Origin of the sequence: Luteibacter yeojuensis (genome assembly GCF_000964085.1) — a bacterium.
Taxonomy (GTDB): Bacteria; Pseudomonadota; Gammaproteobacteria; order Xanthomonadales; family Rhodanobacteraceae; genus Luteibacter; species Luteibacter yeojuensis_A.
Genome location: NZ_JZRB01000041.1, coordinates 1 through 21,729, shown reverse-complemented (window position 1 = coordinate 21,729; position 21,729 = coordinate 1). Strand labels below are relative to the sequence as shown.

General features: G+C 67.1%; 17 protein-coding genes. 7 read left to right on the top strand and 10 right to left on the bottom strand.

The window, feature by feature from the left end:
- Positions 1 to 8 precede the first annotated feature (8 nt).
- On the top strand, positions 9 to 881 hold the full coding sequence (sucD, locus tag VI08_RS16375) for a succinate--CoA ligase subunit alpha (protein ID WP_045830691.1): 873 nt from the start codon (positions 9 to 11) through the stop codon (positions 879 to 881).
- Between the two features lie 164 nt (positions 882 to 1,045).
- Here the strand turns inward: sucD and VI08_RS16370 are convergent, their stop codons facing one another.
- The 7 genes from VI08_RS16370 to VI08_RS16340 form a co-directional block, all read right to left on the bottom strand.
- Positions 1,046 to 1,378 carry a hypothetical protein gene (locus tag VI08_RS16370; RefSeq protein WP_045830690.1) on the bottom strand — a complete coding sequence of 111 codons (333 nt, stop codon included), beginning with the start codon at positions 1,376 to 1,378 and terminating at the stop codon, positions 1,046 to 1,048.
- Between the two features lie 480 nt (positions 1,379 to 1,858).
- On the bottom strand, positions 1,859 to 2,965 hold the full coding sequence (locus VI08_RS16365; RefSeq protein WP_045830689.1) for an NAD(P)/FAD-dependent oxidoreductase: 1,107 nt from the start codon (positions 2,963 to 2,965) through the stop codon (positions 1,859 to 1,861).
- Positions 2,962 to 3,705, bottom strand: coding sequence for a L,D-transpeptidase family protein (locus tag VI08_RS16360; RefSeq protein WP_428992163.1), 744 nt, complete (start codon positions 3,703 to 3,705; stop codon positions 2,962 to 2,964). Before VI08_RS16360 ends, VI08_RS16365 begins: the two co-directional genes overlap by 4 nt.
- 25 nt (positions 3,706 to 3,730) lie before the next feature.
- The gene (locus tag VI08_RS16355; RefSeq protein ID WP_045830706.1) at positions 3,731 to 4,564 is read right to left on the bottom strand and encodes a MurR/RpiR family transcriptional regulator; all 834 of its coding nucleotides are present in this window, start codon (positions 4,562 to 4,564) and stop codon (positions 3,731 to 3,733) included.
- A 10-nt stretch (positions 4,565 to 4,574) separates the two neighbouring features.
- Positions 4,575 to 5,666 (bottom strand): dipeptide epimerase, encoded by a 1,092-nt coding sequence (locus VI08_RS16350; protein WP_045830688.1) that lies wholly within the window; start codon positions 5,664 to 5,666, stop codon positions 4,575 to 4,577.
- Positions 5,663 to 7,060, bottom strand: a complete 1,398-nt coding sequence (locus VI08_RS16345; protein WP_045830705.1) for an SH3 domain-containing protein — start codon at positions 7,058 to 7,060, stop codon at positions 5,663 to 5,665. Before VI08_RS16345 ends, VI08_RS16350 begins: the two co-directional genes overlap by 4 nt.
- 14 nt (positions 7,061 to 7,074) lie before the next feature.
- Positions 7,075 to 8,223 carry a DUF819 domain-containing protein gene (locus VI08_RS16340; RefSeq protein WP_045830687.1) on the bottom strand — a complete coding sequence of 383 codons (1,149 nt, stop codon included), beginning with the start codon at positions 8,221 to 8,223 and terminating at the stop codon, positions 7,075 to 7,077.
- A gap of 297 nt (positions 8,224 to 8,520) precedes the next feature.
- Here VI08_RS16340 and VI08_RS16335 point away from each other — a divergent pair, with 297 nt between their 5' ends.
- From VI08_RS16335 to VI08_RS16320, 4 genes are all read left to right on the top strand, one after another.
- Complete coding sequence (locus VI08_RS16335; RefSeq protein ID WP_045830686.1) at positions 8,521 to 9,933, top strand: transglutaminase-like domain-containing protein; 1,413 nt, start codon at positions 8,521 to 8,523, stop codon at positions 9,931 to 9,933.
- Between the two features lie 39 nt (positions 9,934 to 9,972).
- Positions 9,973 to 12,966: a TonB-dependent receptor gene (locus tag VI08_RS16330; RefSeq protein WP_045830685.1), complete on the top strand. Its 2,994-nt coding sequence runs from the start codon at positions 9,973 to 9,975 to the stop codon at positions 12,964 to 12,966.
- 141 nt (positions 12,967 to 13,107) lie between these two features.
- Positions 13,108 to 14,919 (top strand): membrane dipeptidase, encoded by a 1,812-nt coding sequence (locus VI08_RS22610; protein ID WP_428992161.1) that lies wholly within the window; start codon positions 13,108 to 13,110, stop codon positions 14,917 to 14,919.
- Between the two features lie 110 nt (positions 14,920 to 15,029).
- Positions 15,030 to 16,646 (top strand): NAD+ synthase, encoded by a 1,617-nt coding sequence (locus VI08_RS16320; RefSeq protein WP_045830684.1) that lies wholly within the window; start codon positions 15,030 to 15,032, stop codon positions 16,644 to 16,646.
- A gap of 180 nt (positions 16,647 to 16,826) precedes the next feature.
- On the opposite strand, the gene VI08_RS16315 is transcribed toward VI08_RS16320, so the two are convergent.
- Positions 16,827 to 17,657 (bottom strand): outer membrane protein assembly factor BamD, encoded by an 831-nt coding sequence (locus VI08_RS16315; protein WP_045830683.1) that lies wholly within the window; start codon positions 17,655 to 17,657, stop codon positions 16,827 to 16,829.
- 69 nt (positions 17,658 to 17,726) lie between these two features.
- Between VI08_RS16315 and rluD the strand changes: the two genes are divergently transcribed.
- A complete protein-coding gene (gene rluD, locus VI08_RS16310) occupies positions 17,727 to 18,701 on the top strand; it encodes a 23S rRNA pseudouridine(1911/1915/1917) synthase RluD (protein WP_045830682.1) in 975 nt (324 codons plus the stop codon).
- Positions 18,702 to 18,705: 4 nt separating this feature from the next.
- The gene (gene pgeF / locus VI08_RS16305) at positions 18,706 to 19,440 is read left to right on the top strand and encodes a peptidoglycan editing factor PgeF (protein ID WP_045830681.1); all 735 of its coding nucleotides are present in this window, start codon (positions 18,706 to 18,708) and stop codon (positions 19,438 to 19,440) included.
- A 121-nt stretch (positions 19,441 to 19,561) separates the two neighbouring features.
- Here pgeF and otsA read toward each other — a convergent pair whose 3' ends face one another.
- Positions 19,562 to 20,977 carry an alpha,alpha-trehalose-phosphate synthase (UDP-forming) gene (gene otsA / locus VI08_RS16300; RefSeq protein ID WP_045830680.1) on the bottom strand — a complete coding sequence of 472 codons (1,416 nt, stop codon included), beginning with the start codon at positions 20,975 to 20,977 and terminating at the stop codon, positions 19,562 to 19,564.
- A gap of 17 nt (positions 20,978 to 20,994) precedes the next feature.
- A partial coding sequence (otsB, locus tag VI08_RS16295) for a trehalose-phosphatase (RefSeq protein WP_045830679.1) occupies positions 20,995 to 21,729 on the bottom strand: 735 nt, incomplete at its 5' end.

Below are 21,729 nucleotides of genomic sequence, written 5' to 3'. Positions count from 1 at the left end.
AGCGAACCATGAGCGTCCTGATCAACAAGAACACCAAGGTCCTCGTCCAGGGCTTCACCGGCCAGCAGGGCACGTTCCACGCCCAGCAGGCCCTTGATTACGGCACCCAGGTCGTGGGTGGCGTCACGCCGGGCAAGGGTGGTTCAGAGCACATCGGCCTGCCGGTGTTCAACACCGTGCGCCAGGCTGTCGACCAGACCAAGGCCGACGCCTCGGTCATCTTCGTGCCGCCCCCGTTCGCGGCCGATTCGATCCTCGAAGCCATCGACAGCGGCATCAAGGTCATTGTCGCCATCACCGAGGGCATTCCCGTCCTCGACATGATGCGCGTGAAGAACGTGCTGAAGTCGAACCCGGACGTGGTCCTGGTCGGTCCGAACTGCCCGGGTGTCATCACCCCGGGTGAGTGCAAGATCGGCATCATGCCGGGCCACATCCACAAGCCGGGCAAGGTCGGCATCGTGTCGCGTTCGGGCACCCTGACGTACGAAGCGGTGTTCCAGACCACGAACGAAGGCCTCGGCCAGTCCACCTGCATCGGCATCGGTGGCGACCCGATCAACGGCCTGAACTTCATCGACTGCCTGAAGCTGTTCCAGGACGATCCGCAGACCGAAGGCATCATCATGGTCGGCGAGATCGGCGGCAGCGCCGAGGAAGACGCGGCCGAGTTCATCAGCCAGTACGTCAAGAAGCCGGTGGTGTCGTTCATCGCTGGTGCGTCGGCCCCCCCGGGCAAGCGCATGGGCCATGCCGGCGCCATCATCTCGGGCGGCAAGGGCACGGCGGAAGCCAAGTTCGCCGCGCTCGAGAAGGCGGGCGTCACGACGGTGAAGTCGCCGGCGGACCTCGGCAAGACCCTTGCTGGCCTGATGAAGTAATCAGGCTTTGCTTAGGTTGTAAGAAATGCCCCGCTTCGGCGGGGCATTTTTTTTGTCCCGCCACGATATCCACAGCGGGTGTGGATACTGGATGCATAACCGTGTGCATAAGTCATACATGGCCTTACGTGGCAACGACTTGCGTTTCGCTGGTCACGGCGTGATCAAGGGCGTGTTACCCGCATGTCGCTTACCTTGATCAGGCGGTTCAGTGCGAATACGCGATCGCATCCGCCCAAGCCACCATAGTGGCCCTTGGGGCCTGCGATGCCTTCGATCACTACGTGCGAGGTTCCCCAGCCGTCATCGAGCTCGGCACGCCTCATGCCTTGGTTGATGCACCACCATTCGTCGCTGCCGGTCGGTTGGAATTTGGCGTTCTCGAAGTTGTAGAAGTAGACGCCTTCATACACTTTCGGCTTCGAGGTGAGGGGCATGGCAGCGCAGCCGGTGCAGAGCACGGTGATCGCCAGGCCAAGAACTCTTGTGAATGCCATCGCCGAGCTCCTTTTCGGTTTGTCCCTTGGGCAGATTTATGCGCTTGCCGGTCGTTGGGGTCAACTCGGCGGGCGCCACGGCGTGCGATATCCACAGCGAGTGTGGATACGCGCTGCATAAGCATGTGCATAACTCACCCGCGACCTTATGGGTCAGGCACTTGGGTTTGGCTGGTTATCTTTTCGCCGATGCGCGGAATGCATGCCGAGGGATATCCACAGCAAATGTGGATACGCACTGCATAAGCATGTGCATAAGTCGAAAGTCGCCTTGCATGGCAGGGACTTGGGTTTGGCTGGTTAGAAATTCACCTTGTCGCGAAAGGCGTCGCGCACGGAGTGCGCTCCGACAACGGCGCGTGTCGACGGTGCGATATCCACAGCGAATGTGGATACGTGCTGCATAACAGTGTGGATAAGTGTCGTCTCATGAGTTGCGACAACGACTTGCGTTTTGGTGGTTAGTGTTTGGCCACGCCATTACCGCGGGGCGAGCATCGCCGCGCTGATGCCGGCATCGGCCAGGTGGGTGGGCATGGGGTGGCCGAGGATCAGCGCGGCGCTGGCTTCGGCCATGGCCGCGCTGGTCTGGATGCCGTAGCCGCCTTGGGCGGCTAGCCAGAAGAAGCCGGGGGCGTCGGGGGCGTAGCCGCCGACGAGGTCGCCGTCGGGGACGAAGCTGCGCAGGCCGGCCCAGGTGCGGGTGGGGCGGCGGATGGTCATCGTGGTGGCTTCCTCGATGCGGTGGATGCCGAGGGCGATGTCGTATTCCTCGGGTTGTACGTCGTGCGGGTGCGTCGGGTCGGCGTTGGCGGCCGAGCCGAGGAGGAGGCCGGCGTCGGGTTTGAAGTAGAACGATTCGTCGTGGTCGACGACGAAGGGCCACGCTTGCGTGGCGATGCCTTGCGGCGCTTCGAAGAGGAATGCGGAGCGGCGGCGTGGTTCGAGGCCGATGGGGCGGATGCCGGCGAGCGACGCGATCACGTCGGCCCATGCGCCGGCGGCGTTGACGACCACAGGGGCCTGCAGGCTACCGTTGACGCACCAGCCGCCGGCTTCGCGCGTGACACTGCGCACGTCGGTGTCGAGCTGGAGCGTGGCGCCGCGTGCCTTCGCCCCGCGCAGGAACGCCTGGTGCAGTTCGTTGACGTCGATGTCGGCGGAAGCGGGCTCGAGGATCGCGGCGTGCGCCGCCTCAGGCCGCAGCACGGGTACCCTGGCGAGCACGGCGTCGGTGTCGAGCCACGCCAGCGAAGGCGTGCCTGCACGCATCCCTTCGAAATCCGCGCGCAGCGCATCCTCCTGCGCGCGCGGCGCCACCACCATCGACCCACGTGGCTGCAGGATCGGGTGGGCCGCGAAACCGGGTGGCGGCGAGGCGAGGAAGGGCCGCGTGGCGCGCGACAGGGCGCGCACCTGCGCGGAGCCGTAGGTTTCGCTGAAATGCGCCGCCGAGCGCCCCGTCGTGTGCATGCCCGCGAAGGCCTCGCGTTCCAGCACCAGCACGCGTGCGTGGGGTGCGAGGAACCACGCCACCGATGCGCCCGCGATGCCGGCGCCGATGACGATCACGTCGTGCGAGCTCATGGCGAGGGCAGGTTCCAGGCATCGTGCAGGCGCACGTATTCGCTTCTCGGCAGCAGCACGAACACAGGCTTCTTCGTCGGGTCGAGCCACGCGAGCAACCGTTCCATCACGTCGTCGGCCATGGCCGTGCAGCCCGCGGTGCCCGAGGTGGGCGTCTTCCACAGATGGGCGAAGATACAACTGCCCTGGCCCTTCTTGCCCTCGGGATTGTGTTCGATGACGAAGCCGATGCGGTAGGCGTGGTCGCCCTGGAAATGGATGTCGCGGCGCATGGGCTCGGTGGCGCCGGCCACGGCCTGCTCGCCCACTTTTTTCTCGTCGACGAGCTGGTTGTAGTACGGCGAGCCATCCACGTCGACGCAGTAGTCCGAAGCCGTGAGGCCCATGTAAGGCATGGCGGTGGCATTCGTCGCCGCATAGCCGAAGGCCTTGCCGATGCGGAACACGCCGGCCGGGCTGCGGCCGTCGCCCTCCTTCTTCTGCGGGCCATCGGGCTGCGGTGGCGACAGGCCCACGCCCCATGCGCTGCCGGTCTTGCCGATGACGACGGGCGAGGCGTCGCCCACGGCCGTCCAGCTGGCGCCTTCGCGCACGTAGGTGCGCAGCGTGCCTTGCGTGGCGTCCCAGCCATCGGTGGTCACCACCACCATTTGCCGGGAGACCGACCAGGGCACGGGGGCCTCGACGGCCGCGGCGGGCAGGGTGAGCGTCAGGGCGAGCAGGCCGGCGAGCCGGGGCAGGAAGGCCATGGTGTGGCTCCGGGGGCTAGGGTTCCAGCAACTGCTGGACGCGGTCGAAGTTCTCCACCAGGCGCTGGTGGCGCTGTTCGTCGCCTTCGCACAGGTGGACAAAGAGGGTATCCACCAGTTGCTGCACGGTGGATTGGTAAATCAGCGCCTGGACGTACGAGGCATCGTCGTGCGCGGCCACCACGAGGGCGAGGTCGGCCATGGCCCGCAGTGGGTTGGCCGTGTGCCGCGTGACGGTGACGACGTGCACGCGCCGTTCGCGGACGAAGCGGGCGATCCTGGCCAGCGCGGCGTGCCTGCCGTGCTCGGAAAACACCATCAGCACGTCGCCGGCCTCGGCCATGCCCACCTGGGCGGCCATGCGGCCCACGTCGGCATGGCGGATGGCGGTGATGCCCAGCAGGGACAGGCGCATGGCGAACGTACGCACGTGCAGGTCGTCTTCGCCCACGCCGATCATGAAGACGCGCCGTGCGCGCTCGATCGCGGCGACGACGGCGGCCACGGTCGCGGGCGCGTTGATGGCATGCGTGGCTTCCTCGGCCCGTGTCTTGCGGGCCCACAACTCGGCGCCAATGGCATCGCCGCGCTGCCCGGCGGCGGGGGCGTCGTCACCTTCCACGCGGCCGATGGCCTCGCCCACGGAGTATTTCAGGTCGGGGTAGCCGCGGAAGCCGAGCTTCTGCGTGAACTTCACCACGCTCGACTGGCTGATGCCCAATGCGTTGGCCAGTTGCTGCGAGGAGTAATCGCGCAGCAGCTGGGCGTTCTCGAGGATGAAGTCGGCGATGCGCCGCTCCACCGCGCTCATGCGGTCGCGTTCGGAGCGGATTTTCACCAGGGGTGACATGGCGTTGGCCTCAGAGCGCCTGCAGGCCGCGGATTTCGCGGATGCCCAGGCCAGGCGCATCCGTGATCGAGATTTCCGATTCGTTGAACGCCACGCCGCCGTCGACCGGGTCGTAGGCGCACAGCGAGGGCCCGTCGAGGTCCACCTTGGTGATGACATCGGCCTTGGCCACCGCCACGTGCACCGCGGCGGCCACGCTGATGCTGGTCTCGAGCATGCAGCCGATCATGCACTCGATGCCGTGCAGGCCGGCGATGTCGGCGATCTTGATCGCGTTGGAGATGCCGCCGGTCTTCATCAGCTTGATGTTGATGATGTCGGCGGCGCGCATGCGGATCAGCTCCATGACCTCGAGCGGCCCGAAGACGCTCTCGTCGGCCATCACCGGGGTGTGCACCCGCTCGGTCACGTAGCGCATGCCTTCGAGGTCGCGGGCCTTCACCGGCTGCTCCACCAGCTCGAGGCGCACGCCGGCGTCTTCCAGGGCGTGCAGCGCATAGACGGCTTCCTTCGCGGTCCAGCCCTGGTTCGCGTCGAGGCGCAGCAGCGCGCGGTTCTCCACCGCGGCATGGATGGCGCGGACGCGTTCGATGTCCACGCCGATATCCTTGCCTACCTTGATCTTGAGCGACTCAAACCCGCGCTCCACGGCGGAGACGGAATCGGCCACCATCTTGTCGATGTAGTCGACGCTGATGGTGATGTCGGTGGTGATCACCGGGTCGCCGCCGCCCAGCAGCTTGTAGAGTGGCGCGCCATACAGCTGGCCCCACAGGTCGTGCACCGCGATCTCCACGGCGGCCTTGGCGCTGGTGTTGCGTTCCATCGCGCCCTGGATCAGCCGGGTGAGCCGGTTGAGGTCGGCGATATCCTCGCCGATGAGGCGCGGCGCGATGTAGTGGCGGATCGCATCGACGATGGAACCGTGCGTATCGCCCGTGATGACGGCGGTAGCGGGGGCTTCACCGTAGCCGACGTGGCCGTCGTCGGTGTGCACCATCACCACGATGTCTTCCACGCTTTCCACGGTGCGCAGCGCGGTCTTGAACGCGGTTTTCAACGGCACGCGCAGCATGCCGAAGCGAATGTCGGTGATTTTCATGGGATCCGTACGATGCTGGTCATGCGGTCGACGAAGGTCTGCGTGTCGTTGAACATCAACGGCAGCAGCGGCGTGACGGAGACGGCGTTGAGCTTCACGCGGCGCATGCTGCCATCGGCCAGGCGGTAACTCATGCCGCCCACGTCATGGATGACATACGGCTGGCCGTCGATCTTGCCGATCACCATCATCACGTGGCCGGGGATATAGACGAGGTCGCCGACGTCGAGCGCCATGGCGGCTTTCACGCGCGCGTCGTGGCTGTCCTTCGTGGTGAAAAGCGTATGCGGCAGGGCAGGGCTCTTCGCCTGGTCGCCTGTGTTGCGCGGCATCTGCACGCCCATGCTGCGGTAGACGTCGGAGACGAAACCGCTGCAGTCGCGCCCGTTGTAGGCGTGGCCCCAGCCATAGCGTTCGCCCAGGAACTTGAACGCCTGGCGGATGATGTTGGCGCGGGTGAGCGGCAGGTAATCCGCCGCGGAGTCCTGGTTGCGCTGGAGCAGCGCGGGGTGGAAGGCCAGCCCGCCGTTGGCATCGCGCACCGGCAGGCTCAGCGTCCACGAGGTGTACGCGGTCTGGCCGTTCACCGGCTGGTCGGGCGGCACGCTGGCATCGAGCGGCACCCGCGTGCCCATGTCGAGCTGCAACTCGGAGAGCGCCGGCACCTCGGGGGTGAACACCGTCGCGGGCTTCGCGCCCGTGATGACGCGATAGGGCGTGGCATCCACGTGGGCGAAGACCGCCTGCGCGCTGCCGTACGCGATGTCGGCCACCTGCATCCACGCCGCATAGCGCGGGCTCACCACGAAGGCCCAGTGGCCATCGCGGCTGGTGTGCACGGTTACCAGCGGGTCGCCGGGGAACAGCGTGCTTTCCTGGAAGCGGTCGATGTCGGTGTCGTCGTCGTGGCTGAAGACGCGCTGGTCGGTGGGGTACCCACGCAGCGCGCTGCGGCGCAGGGCCATGCCGTATTTCGGCGTGACGCGGGCCGGGATGGTGCCGAGGCTGGCGTTGGCGATGGCATCGTCGATCGTCGCCGCGGGTACCTCGCGCCCCTGCACGTCGTACAGGGTTTTCGCCGGCTTCTTCGTCAGCGTGGTGATCCAGCCCACCACCTGCTCGTGGGGCACCGTGGCGCCCAGGTGGCGTATGTCGTGCATCGACGGGTCGTCGCCAAGCACCTTCGCGTTGAGCGACGCGATGGCCGCGGCGTCGAGCAGCACCGTGTCGGCCTCCGGCTGGCGCTGCACCCAGTAACCCGGATCGAGCTGGGCGTCGGTGACGCCGAGCACGCCCGACGGTGGCGGCGCGGGTGTGTCGGCGGCGCGGGCCGCGGTGGTGCCCACGGCGAGCGCGAGTGCCGCGGCAAGCAGGGTGTGGCGGAGCGTGTTCATGCCGAGGTCCATGGTCAGGAAGCCAGCGCGGAAAGGACGGACGCGACAACGAGGCCGAAGCCCGTGCCAAGGATATAGCCCAGCAACGCCAGCAGGATGCCCACCGGCACCAGCGAGCGCGAGTACGTGGCGGCCAGCACCGGGGTCGCCGCCACGCCGCCGATGTGGGCGAGCGACGAGATGCCGCACAGGTACAGGTCGAAGTGGAACAGGCGGGCGAAACCGCAAAGAAATACGGCGTGCAACGCGATCACGGTGACGCCGCACAGCAGGTACAGTGGCGCGGCGGCGATGCCGGCGAAGCTGCTCTGCGAGGCGAGCACGGCGACGACGGAAATCAGCATGGCGCTCGACACCGCCTGCGCACCGGGCAAACGGGCAAGCGGCGTGTGCGCGGCGACCAGGCCGGTGAAGGTGGCGATGAGGATGGTCCAGGTGGTGGACGACACCATGCTCCCCACGGGCAGCATCGCGCCGAACACGGTGGCCAGCGCGGAAACGCCAAGCGCGAGCCCGAGCCACAGCAGCACGCTGTCGGTGGTGGCCGGTGCACGCGGCGCGGTTTCGGCCACGGCCATGTCGGCGCTCGACGTGGCGCGCGTCCAGCGGTTGAAGGCGGGCGCCAGGCGCGCGACGGCGAACAACACCACCACCCACATGGAATAGCACAGCGCATCGGTCAGCAACGTCGTGGCCAGCGCGGTATCGGACATGCCGATGGCCTGCTTCACCGCGATCATGTTGGCGGTGCCGCCCACCCAGCTCCCCGACAGCGACGCGAGCGGCATCCAGCCGTTGCCTGGCATCCAGTGGCGGAACAGCAGGTAGGCCAGCACGAAGGCGGCGAAGAGGCTGATCGACGTACAGGCGAACACGCCGAGCACGCGCGGCCCCAGCGCCAGGATGGCGCGCAGGTCGCAGTTGATCATCAGCAGGAAGAGCAGGGCGGGCACCATCCGCTGCACCAGCATGCCCTGTGCCGCGTGGATATCGGGCGAGGCGGTCCACACGCCCGCGACCGACAGCGCGGTGACGGTGAGGTAGGTGAGCACGATGGGCGGCAGTATTTCAAACACCTTCCAGCCGAAACGCCGTTCGATGGCCGGCCAGAAGCCGGCGGCTAGCAGCATCACGGCCAGGTAAGGCCAAACCGACTGGATCACGCGTCCCTCCCGGGTGGTGCCGCACGGCGTCGGGAATATCTATTCCTGACGAGATTGCATGCAGCATAAATTATTGACCGGCGTTTGCAAGCATGTTACACAGCCCTGACGCACGACCCATCCACCACGGTGCAACGGGGATACCGAACGGTGCAAGCGGCTCTTCGACCAGCCTTCTTTTGCGGCGCCATCGCAGCCTTGCTGTGTGCCGCGGGGGTATCGCGCGCAAGCGCGCTCCCACAGGAGGTAGCGCGGGCCGCACCTTGCTGTGGGAGCGCGCTTGCGCGCGATACCAGCTTGCCCCAGGCCCCCCAACCCAACACCCCCGCCGCCACCGCCGCCCAGCAGATCGACGCCGGCCACTTCACCGCCGCCGAAGCCACGATCAAGACCGCCCTGGCCGCGCCCCATCTCGACTCTGCGCAACAGCAGACGCTGCGCTTCCAGCGCGAACGCATGCGCCGCATCCTGCTCGATTTCACGCTCGATGCCGACGCCGCCAAGGCGAAGCTGCGCAAGCAGATCCCCGACCTCAGCGACGCCGAGTTCGCGACGTGGGATGCCGCCGGGCTGCTTGAAAAGCAGGTGATCGACGGCCGCACGCTCTATTTCAGCCGCGCGCCGTCCAATCTGTTCCGGCTCAGCGCCGAGGCGCGTGCGCGCCGCGCCCACCCCGTGCCATTCAACGATGGCCCGAACGAAGTGCTGAACGACCACCACCGCGCCATCCGTGCGGCGGCCCTGCGCACGGGCAGCACCAGTGTGCTGCCCATGCGCGAGGAAGTGACCCAGACACTGACCGTCCATGCCGATGCCGTGCCCGCCGGTGAAACCATCCGCGCGTGGCTGCCGTTCCCACGCGAGATCAAGGGGCAGGCCGAGGGTGTCACGCTGGTGGCCCACGCACCGGCCGCGTTCGCCACGCAACCCAGCGATGCCGTGCAACGCACGGTGTACCTCGAGGCGAAGGCCGTGGCGGGCAAGCCCACGACGTTCTCGGTGACGTGGCAGGCCACCCTATACGGCCGCGACTTCCACATCGATCCTTCGAAGGTGGTGCGTGCGCCGATCACGCCCGACTTGCAGCCCTACGTGGCGGAGCGGGCGCCGCACATCGTCTTCACTGAGGCGATGCGTGCGTACTCGAAGCAGGTGGTGGGTGGCGAGACCAACCCCTACCGCATCGCCCAGAAGCTTTTCGACGCCGTCGACACCATCCCCTGGGCTGGCGCGCGTGAGTATTCCACGCTCTCGAACATCGGCGATTACACCCTGCACGCGGGCCATGGCGATTGCGGCGAACAGACTCTGCTGTTGCTGACCCTGCTGCGCCTCAACGGCATCCCGGCACGCTGGCAATCGGGCTGGATGTTCTCCGATGGTACGTACAACAACATCCACGACTGGGGCCAGGTGTACCTCGCGCCGTACGGCTGGGTGCCGGTCGACGTGACGTCCGGGCGCCTGCACGGCGACCCGTCGCTCGAGCATTTCTACCTCGGTGGGCTCGATGCCTACCGCGTCGCCTTCAACGACGACTATGCACGGCCCTTCCAGCCCGCGAAGACGTTCCCCCGTTCCGAGACGGTGGATTCGCAGCGCGGCGAGGCCGAGTGGCGTGGCGGCAACCTGTATTTCGACCAGTGGGATTACGACTTCCGCTGGCATCGCGTCGATGCGCCAGGAGGGGGCGCGCCCACGCGGCCATAGCGACGACAACCCGAAACATCATCTTATGGGAGTGGGGAGATGGGGCACACCAAGACGAACCGGCGCGTGCCGCGCCACGGGGCCCTGTGCCTTGCGATGGGGCTGGGCCTGCTGGGCTCGCAGGCCGCGCTCGCCGCGAACACCGACGGTTCGATCGTCGGCCGCACGAAACCGGGCGCCACCGTCACGGTGCGTGACCCGGCCACGGGGCTGACCCGTACCGTCACCGCGGACCGGGATGGTAGCTACCGCTTCCCGTTCCTGCCGGTGGGGCGGTACCGCCTCGACAGCACGCTGGATGGCACGCCGGTGGGCCAGGCCGCCGAGGTGAATGTCAGCCTCGGCAACGCCACCACGGTGAACCTGGTGGAGCGGCAGCAGGGCCCCACCGACCTGGAAGGCGTGCAGGTGAGCGCGCCCGTGGTGATCTCGGCCGTGGACGTCAGTTCCACCGAGACCGCGACCAACGTGAGCCGCGAGGAAATCCGCCGCCTGCCCGTCGACCAGAACGTGCAGGCCGTCGCGCTGCTCGCGCCCGGCGTGAACAAGGGCAATGCCGGCTTCGGCGGCATCTCGTTCGGTGGCTCGTCCGTGGCCGAGAACTCGTTCTACGTGAACGGCCTCAATGTCACCGACTTCTACAACCGCAACGGCTTTTCCGAGGCGCCGTTCGCCTTCTACCAGGAGTTCCAGGTGAAGACCGGCGGCTACTCGGTGGAGTTCGGCCGCACCACGGGTGGCGTGGTGAACGCCGTGACGCGCTCGGGCACCAACGAGTTCAAGGCCGGTGGCGAGATGACCTTCGAGCCCAGCGACTGGCAGGCGCAGACGAAGAACCGCTACTGGGATGGCGAGCGCTATATCACGTCGTCGGAAGACCACTACACGCGCACCAAGATGAACGTGTATGCCTCCGGCCCCATCGTGAAGGACAAGTTGTTCTTCTTCGCCATGTACGAGGCACGCGGCTACACACCGCAAAACACGGATAACGATGGCACGGTGCTGACGCAGAACGACACCGACTCGGGCTTCTGGGGCGGCAAGGTCGACTGGCACATCAACGACAAGAACCTGCTCGAATTCATGGCCTTCTCGGACAAGGACAAGAACGTCGGCTCGGTCTATACCTACGATTACGACAACCACGCCAAGGGCGTGAAGCAGGATGAGATCTACAGCGACACCGGCGGCACGAACTGGAACGGCACGTTCACCAGCTACCTGGTGGATAACCTCTCCATGAAGCTGATGTACGGCAAGAACAACCGGGAGGATTTCACCCGCGGCCTTTCCGACGAGGAGTGCAACCCGGTGGCGCGGGTCAGCGCGGTGCCGTCGCCGGGCGTGCCGCTGGGCTGCAGCACCAGCACGGCGGTCGAAAAACGCAACGATACGCGCAAGCAGGGCCGGGCCGACTTCGAGTGGACCCTGGGCGACCACGTGGTGCGGTTCGGCTACGACCACGAGGTGGATACCTCTCAGTATTCGCGCCGTTACCCCGGCCCGGGCGCGTACTACTACAACATCTATGACACCACGCCCGGCGCGACGATCGAGAACGGTGGCGTCGTGCCGGCGGGGTACACGGCCTACGTGCGCGCCCGCCGCTACGAGATCGACGGCACGTTCGAGACCGACAACAATGCGTTCTACGTCGAGGATAACTGGAACATCACGCCCGATTTCCTCCTCAACGCCGGCGTGCGCCGCGACGCCTTCGACAACAAGACGGGCGAGGGCAAGAGCTATATCAAGATGGACAACATGATCGCGCCGCGCCTCGGGTTCTCCTGGGACCTGAAAGGCGATGGCACGACCAAGGTCTTCGGCAACCTGGGCCGCTATTACCTGCCGGTGGCCAATGTCATCAACATCAAGCAGGCGGGCGGCCTGCTCGATCAGCGCACGTACTATGGCTTCGACGGTTACCAGGTACTGGAACGCAACGGCGGCCAGTACGCCGTGCCCATCCTCGGGCCGCAGATCGGCCCCGTCGATGATTCGCAGGGCAACGGCACGGTCGGCGACCTGCGCGCCGAGGTCGACAAGCACATGGATTCGGTCTACCAGGACGAAGCCATCCTTGGCTTCCAGCAGGCACTGGACGACACCTGGTCGTGGGGCGTCAGCGGCACCTACCGCAAGCTGCACAACGCCATCGACGACATGGAGATCAGCGCGACCCCGCAGTGCGGCGGCAATGGCTACATCGGTTACGTGATGGGCAACCCGGGCCGCAAGGTCACCGTGTATGGCGACACCAACTGCGACGGCACGCCCGATGGCTACCTCACCATCGATACATCGAAACAGGGTTGGGCCCTGTACGACGCCGACGGCAACTACCTGGGCCAGCGCGGCTGGAAGAAGCCCCGCCGCACGTTCGGCTCGCTGGAATTCCAGCTCGACCGCGCGTGGGACGAGAAGTGGATGTTCAATGCCTCGTACGTGCTCTCATGGAGCCGGGGCAACGCCGAGGGCCCGGTGAACTCCGACACCAACTTCGACGACACCGGCCGCACCGAGAACTTCGACGACCCGTGGGTGAACCTCAACGGCGGCTACCTGCCCAACGACCACCGCCACCAGTTCAAGCTGCGCGGCACCTATGCCATCACCCCGCAGTGGCAGGTGGGCGCGGACCTGACGGCGCTCTCCGGCAGCCCCATCACGGGCTACGGCGTGGGCAACCCGTACGATGCTACCGTGTACCACAGCTACTTCATCTGCGTGTCGAACTGCGCCGACCCGGTCTCCGAGAACCGCGTGTACGAACGCTCGCCCCGGGGAGAACACCGTACGCCATGGACCTTCAACCTCAATGCCAGCATCACCTACCTGCTGCCCATCGACGAGAAGAACAACCTCCGCGTGAAATTCGCCGTCTACAACCTTCTGAACCAGCAGCGCACCCTGGGCGTCGACCAGGACCTGCAGACCAGCGTGGGCGGGCTCAACCCCACCTACCTGCAGCCCCAGCGCTTCCAGTCGCCCCGCTTCGGCCAGCTCACCGTCTCGATCGATTTCTAACCGATGATCCCATGCCCCCCAGGTAGGAGCGCACTCCGTGCGCGACATCTTTCCCCTCGAGACCCAAGCCCCAAAGGCAGTCGCGGGAGGCGTCGCCCACGGGGTGGGCTCCTACAGGGGCTTGGGCTTGCCTTGGTGGGCATGGCGGCCCACGCCCAGGACCATCCCCTCACCATCGATACCCACGTCGATATCCCGCTCACCTACATGGCCGACCCGAAGTTCGACGCGGGCAAGGATGGGCCGCTGAAGGTCGACCTGCCCAAGATGCGCAGGGGCGGGTTGGATGCCGCGTTCTTCGTCATCTACGTGGCGCAGGGGCGCCTGGATGCGGCCGGCTATGCGAAGGCGGTGGCGCAGGCCGCGCAGAAGTACGACGCCATCGACCGCATGCTGGCGGCGTACCCCACGCAGATCCGCGCGGCGCGGACGCCCGCCGACGTGCGGGCGAACAAGGCCGCGGGTGTGCTGTCGGCCATGATCGGCATCGAGAACGGCTATTCGCTGGGCCACGATATCCACCGCCTCGACGCCGCCTATGCGCGGGGCGCCCGCTACATCGGCCTTGCGCACGTGGGCAACAACGACCTTTGCGGCAGTTCGCTGCCCGACAAGGATCTCGGCGACAAGTCCGACAGCAACCTGGGTATCACACCGTTTGGCCGCGCCGTGGTGGCGCGCGCCAACGCGCTGGGCATGATGGTCGATGTCTCGCATTCGTCCGATGCCTGCGTCCGCGATGTGCTGGCCTTGTCGAAGGCGCCGATCATCGCGTCGCATTCGTCGTCGCGCGCCGTTACCGACCACCCACGCAATCTTCCCGACGACCTGCTCAAGGCGATCGCGGCGAAGGGTGGGGTGGTGCAGGCGGTGGCGTACAAGGAGTTCCTGAGAAAGGATCCGGCGCGGGAGGCCGCCGAGAAGGCGCTGCAGCAGCGCGTCGCGGCCGCGGCAGGCGATAGCAAGTACGACAGCGAGAAGCACGATTACCTGCCTGCGTACGCCGAGGGCATGCAACAGATCCAGCGCAAGCATCCACTGGCCACCTTGGATGACTACCTCAACCACATCCAGCACATGGTCACCGTGGCGGGCATCGACCACGTCGGCATCGCATCGGATTTCGATGGCGGTGGCGAGATCACCGGGTGGATGGACGCGTCCGAAACGCGCAACGTTACCGCAGGGCTCAAACAACGCGGCTTCTCCGACGACGACATCGCGAAGATCTGGGGCGGCAACCTGCTGCGCGCCTGGGCCGCCGATGAGCAGGCGGCAACGGAAAAGCCGGCAGCGGCGGAGTCGGTCGATGCAACGCCGGCGGTGTCACCCGCGAAGACGATGGCCGACGCCGGCATGGTGGATATCCGCTCACTGGCGCCTGGCCTTGCCGAAGACATGAAGTACGCCGGCACCGACAACTTCACCGGCGCGGTCGTTGATGGCTACCGCGCGCCGAAGTGTTTCCTCCGTACACCGGCTACCCAGGCGCTGGCACGCGTGGAAGCCGCGGTGCGCAAGCAGGGTTACGCGTTGCAGGTGTGGGATTGCTACCGCCCAGCGCGCGCTGTCGCGGCATTCGTGCGCTGGGCCGGCGACGTGTCGGCGACGCAGACGAAGGCGGCGCACTACCCGAACCTGGGGAAGGAAAAACTGCTCGGTGAGTACATCGCCCCGGTCTCCGGCCACAGCCGGGGTGGCACGGTGGACCTCACGCTGCTGCGCTGCACGGCCGGCACGTGCGAGCCGCTCGACATGGGCACGGGGTTCGATTTCTTCGACCCGCTGGCGCATACAGCCGATCCACGCATCACGCCGGCGCAGAAGGCCAACCGCGAGCGCTTGCTCAAGGCCATGGCCGCCGAAGGCTTCAGCAACTACCCGGCCGAGTGGTGGCACTTCACGCTGCCGTCCGCCGTCGCGCCTGTCCTGTACGACGTCCCAGTCCTGTAGGAGCGCGCTTGCGCGCGATGGGCCTTGCCGCAACCCCCCATCGCGCGCAAGCGCGCTCCTACAGGGGGCCTGCATTATCATGGACGGATACCCCGCCCCACGGATCCCCCATGTCCACCTTCCGCTTTGCCCTGGCCCAGCAGGATTTCCCCGTCGGTGCCACCGCCGACAACGCGCGCCGGGTCCGGGCCCTCGCCGCCGAGGCGCGCGACCGCCTGGGTGCCAGCCTTATCGCGTTCCCGGAGCTCACCCTTTCTGGCTACCCGCCGGAGGACCTGCTCCAGCGGCCCAGCTTCCTGCAGGCCTGTGGCCGCGAACTGGAGGCCCTGGCGGCTGACCTGGAAGGCATCGCGGCCATCGTGGGCTACCCGGATACCCGTGGCGAGGTCTATAACGCTGCCTCGCTGATCCGCGACGGCCAGGTGGAGTGGACGTACCACAAACAGGCGCTGCCCAATTACACGGTCTTCGACGAGAAGCGCTATTTCCAGGCCGGCACGCAGACCCAGGTCTTCGAGATCGAGGGCGTGCGCGTGGGCATGCTGGTGTGCGAGGACATCTGGGAAGCCGAGCCGGCCGCGCATGCCGCGGAAGCCGGCGCCGAGCTTATCCTTGTCATCAACGCCTCGCCCTATGACCAGCGCCAGGCCGCCACGCGCGAGGCGCTGCTGCGCCAGCGCGCCACCGAGAACAACGTGGCCATCGCCTATGTGAACCTCGTGGGTGGCCAGGACGACCTGCTGTTCGACGGCCATTCGCTGCTGGTGCAGCCCGATGGCAGCATCGCCGCCCGCGCGCCCTTCTTCGAAGACCTGCTGCTGGGCGTCGAGTACGACAGCAGCACGAAGCGGCTCACCGCCCTCGACTGGCCAGCGCCGGATAACCGCAGCGCCGAGGCCGTGATGTACGCCGGCATCGTCCGCGGCATCCGCGATTACGTCGGCAAGAACCACTTCGACGGCGTGCTGCTGGGCCTCTCCGGCGGCATCGACTCGGCCCTTACCGTGGCCATGGCGGTCGATGCCCTGGGCAAGGACAAGGTCACGGCGGTGATGATGCCGACGAAGTACACGTCGGATCTGTCGCTGCGCGAGGCGAAGGCCCAGGCCGAGCACCTGGGCATCGAGTACCACGTGCTGCCCATCGAAGGCATCTACGAGTCGCTCACCAGCACGCTGGCCCCGGTGTTCGAAGGCCGCAAGCCCGATATCACCGAAGAGAACCTGCAGTCGCGCACGCGTGGCGTGCTGCTCATGGCCATGTCGAACAAGACCGGCCGCCTGCTGCTTTCGACGGGCAACAAGAGCGAGATGGCGGTGGGCTACGCCACGCTGTACGGCGATATGTGCGGTGCGTACGCGCCCCTGAAGGACGTGTACAAGACCGTGGTGTACCGCCTGTCGCGGTGGCGCGCGGCCATCGACGGTGCCATTCCCGAGGTGGTCATCGAGCGCCCGCCCTCGGCGGAGCTGCGCCACGACCAGACCGACCAGGATTCGCTGCCGCCGTACGATGAACTCGACGCGATCCTCGAGCATTTCATCGAGGGCGAGGCCTCGGCGGAAGACATCATCGCCGCCGGCCACGATGACGCCACGGTCCGCCGCGTCATCCGCATGGTGTTCATCAACGAGTTCAAGCGCCGCCAGGCCGCCCCCGGCCCCCGCGTCACCACCAAGGCCTTCGGCCGCGAACGCCGCTATCCGATTACCTCGGGCTGGCGCTAACGCCAGCCCTGTGGGAGCGCGCTTGCGCCCGAAAAGGGGGTAAACGCGCGATGGCCCCTGCGACAAGCCCCATCGCGCGCAAGCGCGCTCCCACAAGCGCTGCGCCAGGCCAAAAAAAAACGCCAGCCCTTTCGGACTGGCGCTTCACAGGCCCGAAGGGCCGACTAACGCTTCACGCTATCAGTGATGCCCCGAGAACGGGATGGCCTTGCGCCAGATCGACGGGTGGTGGGGCCAGTTCGGGTCCGTGAGGTACGGGTGGTCCGGGTAGTTCAGGGCAAGCACCTTGCGGGTCTGGTCGGCCAGCGGCTGGCGGTCGAGCGCGATGTAGCTGCGGGTGAGGATGGCCAGGGCGTCGGCCGTCTGCGGCGACTGCTGGTAATGCTCCACGATGTACTGGGCGCGGTCGGCCGAGGCGATGTACGACTTGGTGCGCAGGTAGTATTCGGCCACGTGGATTTCGAACATGGCCAGCTGGTTGCGCAGGAAGATCATGCGCTGGCGGGCGTCCGTGGCGTAGGCGCTGTTGGGGTAGCGGCGGGTCAGCTGGCTGAAATCGTCGAACGCCGTGAGGTTGAAGCCCTGGTCGCGGCGGGTGCTGCCCGAATCGTCGCCACGCTGCAGGTAACGCTCGATAATGCCGCCCGTACGGTCGAAATTGATCAGACCGCGCAGGTAATAGGCATAATCTGCATGCTTGTGGGTCGGAAACGTCTTGATGAAGCGGTTGATCGTCGAGTACGCGTCATCCGGCTTGTTGTCCTTGTACTGCGCGTAGGCCAGCTCGATCTGGCTCTGCTCGTTGATGTCGCCGGACGGGAAGCGCGCGATAAGGCGCTGGTAGGCCTTCTCGGCGGCGGCGTAGTCGGCATGCTCCAGCGAGTCGTGCGCGTTCGCATAGAGGCGGTCGATCGGCATCGTGTCGATCGTTTCCTTCTTGCTGCGGAACATCGAGCAGGCGCTCATCGACAGGGCGAGGACGAGCAGAATGGTGATCTTGGTTGCACGCATTGAGAGAGTTCGGATGCTTAAGCGAATGGGCATGATAGCTGAAACCGGCCCCCGGCCGGGCGGGGCGGTATGACGACGGTCAAACACGAGGCCACGGTGCCGTTGACGGCCGCGGGCAGGCGGTTCGACCAGTCCCTGGCCGAGATGTTCCCCGATTACTCCCGATCGCGCCTCACGGCGTGGATCAAGGAGGGCAAGGTGTTGCTGGACGGGGCCCCCGTGGCGCCGCGCCAGCTGCTGCGCGGGGGTGAATCGGTGGTCCTGGAGGCCGAGCTGGCCGTGGAGGTCGACGCCCAGCCCGAGGATATCGCCCTCAACGTGGTCTTCGAGGACGACGACCTGATGGTGATCGACAAGCCCGTGGGCCTGGTGGTGCACCCCGGGGCGGGCAACCCCGCCGGGACGATGCTCAACGCCCTGCTGCACCGGCTGCCGGCGCTGGCCCAGCTGCCCCGCGCGGGCATCGTCCACCGCCTCGATAAGGACACCTCCGGCCTCATGGTGGTCGCCAAGACCATCGCGGCGCAGACGGCCCTGGTGGCCATGCTCTCGCGCCACGACGTGCATCGCCAGTACGAGGCCGTGGTGCTGGGCACCATGGTGGCCGGCGGCACGGTGGACGAGGCCATCGGCCGGCACCAGCACGACCGCCTGAAGCAGGGCATCCGCGACGTGGAGCAGGGCGGCAAGGAAGCGGTGACGCACTATCGCGTCCGCGAGCGCTTCCGCGCCCACAGCGTGCTGCAGTGCCAGCTGGAAACCGGCCGCACCCACCAGATCCGCGTGCACATGGCCCATATCGGCCACCCGCTGGTGGGCGACCAGCTTTACGGCAATGGCCTGCGCCTGCCGCGCGGCGCCAGCCAGGCACTGATCGACGCCCTCCGCGGCTTCCGCCGCCAGGCCCTCCACGCCGAGCACCTGGCCTTCGAGCACCCCGTCACGGGGGAATACCTCGAGTTCTCGTCGCCGCGGCCGCCCGACCAGGAGGCCCTCATCGAGGCCCTGCGCGCCGATACGGTGCTGAACCCCATCGAGGATTGAGGCCATGGCAGACGCCTGGATCCGCCCGGACTGGCGTGCCCCCGCGGGCGTCGAGGCCGCCGTGTCCACCCGGCAGGGGCCTGGCGTCTCGGCCGGGCCCTATGGGCGGCTGAACCTGGGGCTGCGTTCCGGCGACGACCTCGCCGCCGTCGCCGCGAACCGGGCCTCGGTGGTCACCGCGCTGGGCCTGCCGGCCGAGCCGCTATGGCTGCGCCAGGTGCACGGCACCGACGTGGCCGAGGGCCCTGTGGCGGGTGCGGATGAACCCGTGGCCGACGCGGCCGTGGCCCGCGGGCCCGGGCAGGTGCTGGCCATCCTCACGGCCGACTGCCTGCCGGTGCTGTTCGCCTCGGCCGATGGCCAGGTGATCGGCGCGGCGCATGCGGGGTGGCGCGGGCTGGTGGCCGGCGTGCTCGAGAACACCGTGAAAGCCATGGACGCCGAAGGCGTCCGGGCCTGGCTGGGCCCGGCCATCGGGGCGGGCTCGTACGAAGTGGGCGACGAGGTGCGCGCGGCGTTCATGGCCCACGATCCGCAGGCGGGTGGCGCATTCACCGCCACGCGGCCGGGGCATTGGCTGTGCGATCTGTACATGCTGGCGCGGCAGCGGCTGGCGGCGGCGGGGGTTACCGAAGTCTCCGGCGGCGGCTTCGATACGCTCACCGACGATCGGCTGTATTCCTACCGGCGGGATGGGGCGCAAAGCGGGCGGTTCGCCAGCCTGGTCTGGACTCGGTAAATCCCATCGCTGCACGTAGGAGCCCACTTCGTGGGCGACATCTTTCGCCTCACCGCAACAGGGCCTGTGGCGTTTCGCGAGAACCTGTCGCCCACGGAGTGGGCTCCTACGGGACGGTGACTCAAGGCGCCGTAAGCGGCGTGGGCACGTAAATCTCCGGCTTCACCTTTGGCGGTTCCATCAGGGCATGCAGGAAGTTGTTCCGCCAATGGGTGATGTCGTTGCGTTCCAGCACGTCCATCATCGATTGCCAGCGCATGCGGCGCTCCTTCAGCGGCATCTCGAGCGCCCGCTTCAGGGCCTCGGACACCTCGTCCAGGTCGGAGGGGTTCACCAGCAGGGCGGCGTCGAGCTCCTGGGCGGCGCCCGCGAAGCGCGATAGCACCAGCACGCCGGGGTCCTGCGGATCCTGGCAGGCCACGTACTCCTTGGCCACGAGGTTCATGCCGTCGCGCAGGGGCGTGACCAGGCCCACCTTCGCGACGCGGAAATAGCCCGCGAGCACCTTGTGGCCGAACGACTTGTTCACGTAGCGGATGGGCACCCAATCCGGCTCGGCGTACTGGCCGTTGATATGGCCCGCGCTGCGTTCCAGTTCGCGGCGGAGCATGCGGTATTCGGGCACGTCGCTGCGCGAGGGCGGGGCAATCTGCAGCAGCGAGACCCGGCCGCGCATGTCCTTGTGGTCGCGCAGCAGGCGGGCGAAGCCGTCGAAGCGCTCCGGCAGGCCCTTGGAGTAGTCGAGGCGGTCCACGCCGATGATCAGCGCGCGGTCGTCGATGGAGGCTTTCAGCTTGGAGACGGCGCCGCTGTCCTCCGCGCGGTGGGCGAGCTCCACGGCCTCGGCCGTGTCGATGCTGATGGGGAACACGCCGGCCCGGAAAATGCGGCCGTTGGCGGCGCGGATGCGGCCGCCGGTACGCATCGCGGCGCCCAGTTCGTGCAGGAAGTAATCCTCCAGCGCGCGCAGGTCGCGTTGCGTGTGCACGCCCACCAGGTCGTACGAGGCCAGCGGTTCCAGCAGCTCGCGGTGGCGGGGCAGGGTGATGAGCAGGCCGGCCGCGGGCAGCGGCGTGTGCAGGAAGAAGCCGATGCGGTTCTCCACCCCCAGTTCGCGGAGCATGGCCGCCAGCGGGATCAGGTGGTAGTCGTGCACCCAGACGATGTCGTCTTTCTTCAGCAGCTTCGCCACGCGCTTGGCGAAGACGCGGTTCACCCGGAGGTAGCCCTCGAGGTGGTCGCGGCGGTAATCGACCAGGTCGCCGCGGTAGTGGAACAAGGGCCACAGGGCGCGGTTGGCGAACCCGCTGTAGTACTCGTCGTGGTCGGCCTTGGACATGTCGATGGTGGCGTAGGCGATATTGCCTTCCTCCACCTCGTGCAGCTCCTTGCCCGTCTCGGCGGCGATGTTGCCGCTCCAGCCGAACCACAACCCACCCATTTCCTGCAGCGCCGCGTTCATGGCGGACGCGAGGCCGCCGGTCTGCGTCTGCTTCGGCAGCGCAACGCGGTTCGAAATGACGACCAGTCGGCTCATCGTCTGCTTGCGGCTCCCTATGTCAATGCGGTTTTCACTTTATCCAGCCAAGCATGGACATCCGCCGGGCTAGACAATGTGAACGCGCCGTGTGACGGCGATCTTGCACCCACCAGCACCGACATGCCGCCCCGTGCGTTCACGACCACGAACGCGTGCTCGTCGGTGAGGTCGTCCCCCAGGTAGACCGGCGTGCGGCCCTGGAAGGGGCTTTCATCAAGAAATTTCGCTACCGCGACCCCCTTGTCCATGCCGCGGGGCTTGAACTCGCACACGTGGTTGCCCGGCTGGAGCTCGAAGCCGGGGAAACGGGCGGCGAGCGCGGGGGCGAGCGTTTCCACCGCGGCACCCAGCGCCGGCCGTTCACGCCAGTGCAGGGCCACCGACCAACTCTTGTCCTCCACCCGCAGGCCGGGCAGGTCGCGGGCCGCGGCGTGGACGGCCTCGCGCAGGCTGGCCAGCTCGGCCTTGTCGACCGGCATGATGGCCAGGCTGCCATCGGCACGCCGCCGCTCCAGGCCATGCTGGCCGGCCGCCGCCCATGTGGGCCGGCCGAAGATGCGGTCCAGGCCCTCGATGGGGCGGCCGCTCACCAGGGCCATCGCGCCGCCCAGGGCCTCGTGCAGGGCATCCAGCGTGGCCAGCAGGCCGTCCGCCACCCTGACCGCCTCCGGGTCATCGGCGAAAGGCAGCAAGGTGCCGTCGGCGTCGAGGAACAGCGCGGCGTGGGCGGGCAGGGTGGTGGGGGGCTG

Excerpts from the sequence above, each read along its gene's own strand:
- VI08_RS16355 (WP_045830706.1), bottom strand. The coding sequence starts at position 4,564 with ATGTCACCCCTGGTGAAAATCCGCTCCGAACGCGACCGCATGAGCGCG.
- sucD (WP_045830691.1), top strand. The coding sequence starts at position 9 with ATGAGCGTCCTGATCAACAAGAACACCAAGGTCCTCGTCCAGGGCTTC.
- rluD (WP_045830682.1), top strand. The coding sequence starts at position 17,727 with ATGACGACGGTCAAACACGAGGCCACGGTGCCGTTGACGGCCGCGGGC.
- VI08_RS16365 (WP_045830689.1), bottom strand. The coding sequence starts at position 2,965 with ATGAGCTCGCACGACGTGATCGTCATCGGCGCCGGCATCGCGGGCGCA.
- pgeF (WP_045830681.1), top strand. The coding sequence starts at position 18,706 with ATGGCAGACGCCTGGATCCGCCCGGACTGGCGTGCCCCCGCGGGCGTC.
- VI08_RS22610 (WP_428992161.1), top strand. The coding sequence starts at position 13,108 with ATGGCGGCCCACGCCCAGGACCATCCCCTCACCATCGATACCCACGTC.
- otsA (WP_045830680.1), bottom strand. The coding sequence starts at position 20,977 with ATGAGCCGACTGGTCGTCATTTCGAACCGCGTTGCGCTGCCGAAGCAG.
- VI08_RS16345 (WP_045830705.1), bottom strand. The coding sequence starts at position 7,060 with ATGAACACGCTCCGCCACACCCTGCTTGCCGCGGCACTCGCGCTCGCC.
- VI08_RS16370 (WP_045830690.1), bottom strand. The coding sequence starts at position 1,378 with ATGGCATTCACAAGAGTTCTTGGCCTGGCGATCACCGTGCTCTGCACC.
- VI08_RS16320 (WP_045830684.1), top strand. The coding sequence starts at position 15,030 with ATGTCCACCTTCCGCTTTGCCCTGGCCCAGCAGGATTTCCCCGTCGGT.
- VI08_RS16315 (WP_045830683.1), bottom strand. The coding sequence starts at position 17,657 with ATGCGTGCAACCAAGATCACCATTCTGCTCGTCCTCGCCCTGTCGATG.
- VI08_RS16330 (WP_045830685.1), top strand. The coding sequence starts at position 9,973 with ATGGGGCACACCAAGACGAACCGGCGCGTGCCGCGCCACGGGGCCCTG.
- VI08_RS16350 (WP_045830688.1), bottom strand. The coding sequence starts at position 5,666 with ATGAAAATCACCGACATTCGCTTCGGCATGCTGCGCGTGCCGTTGAAA.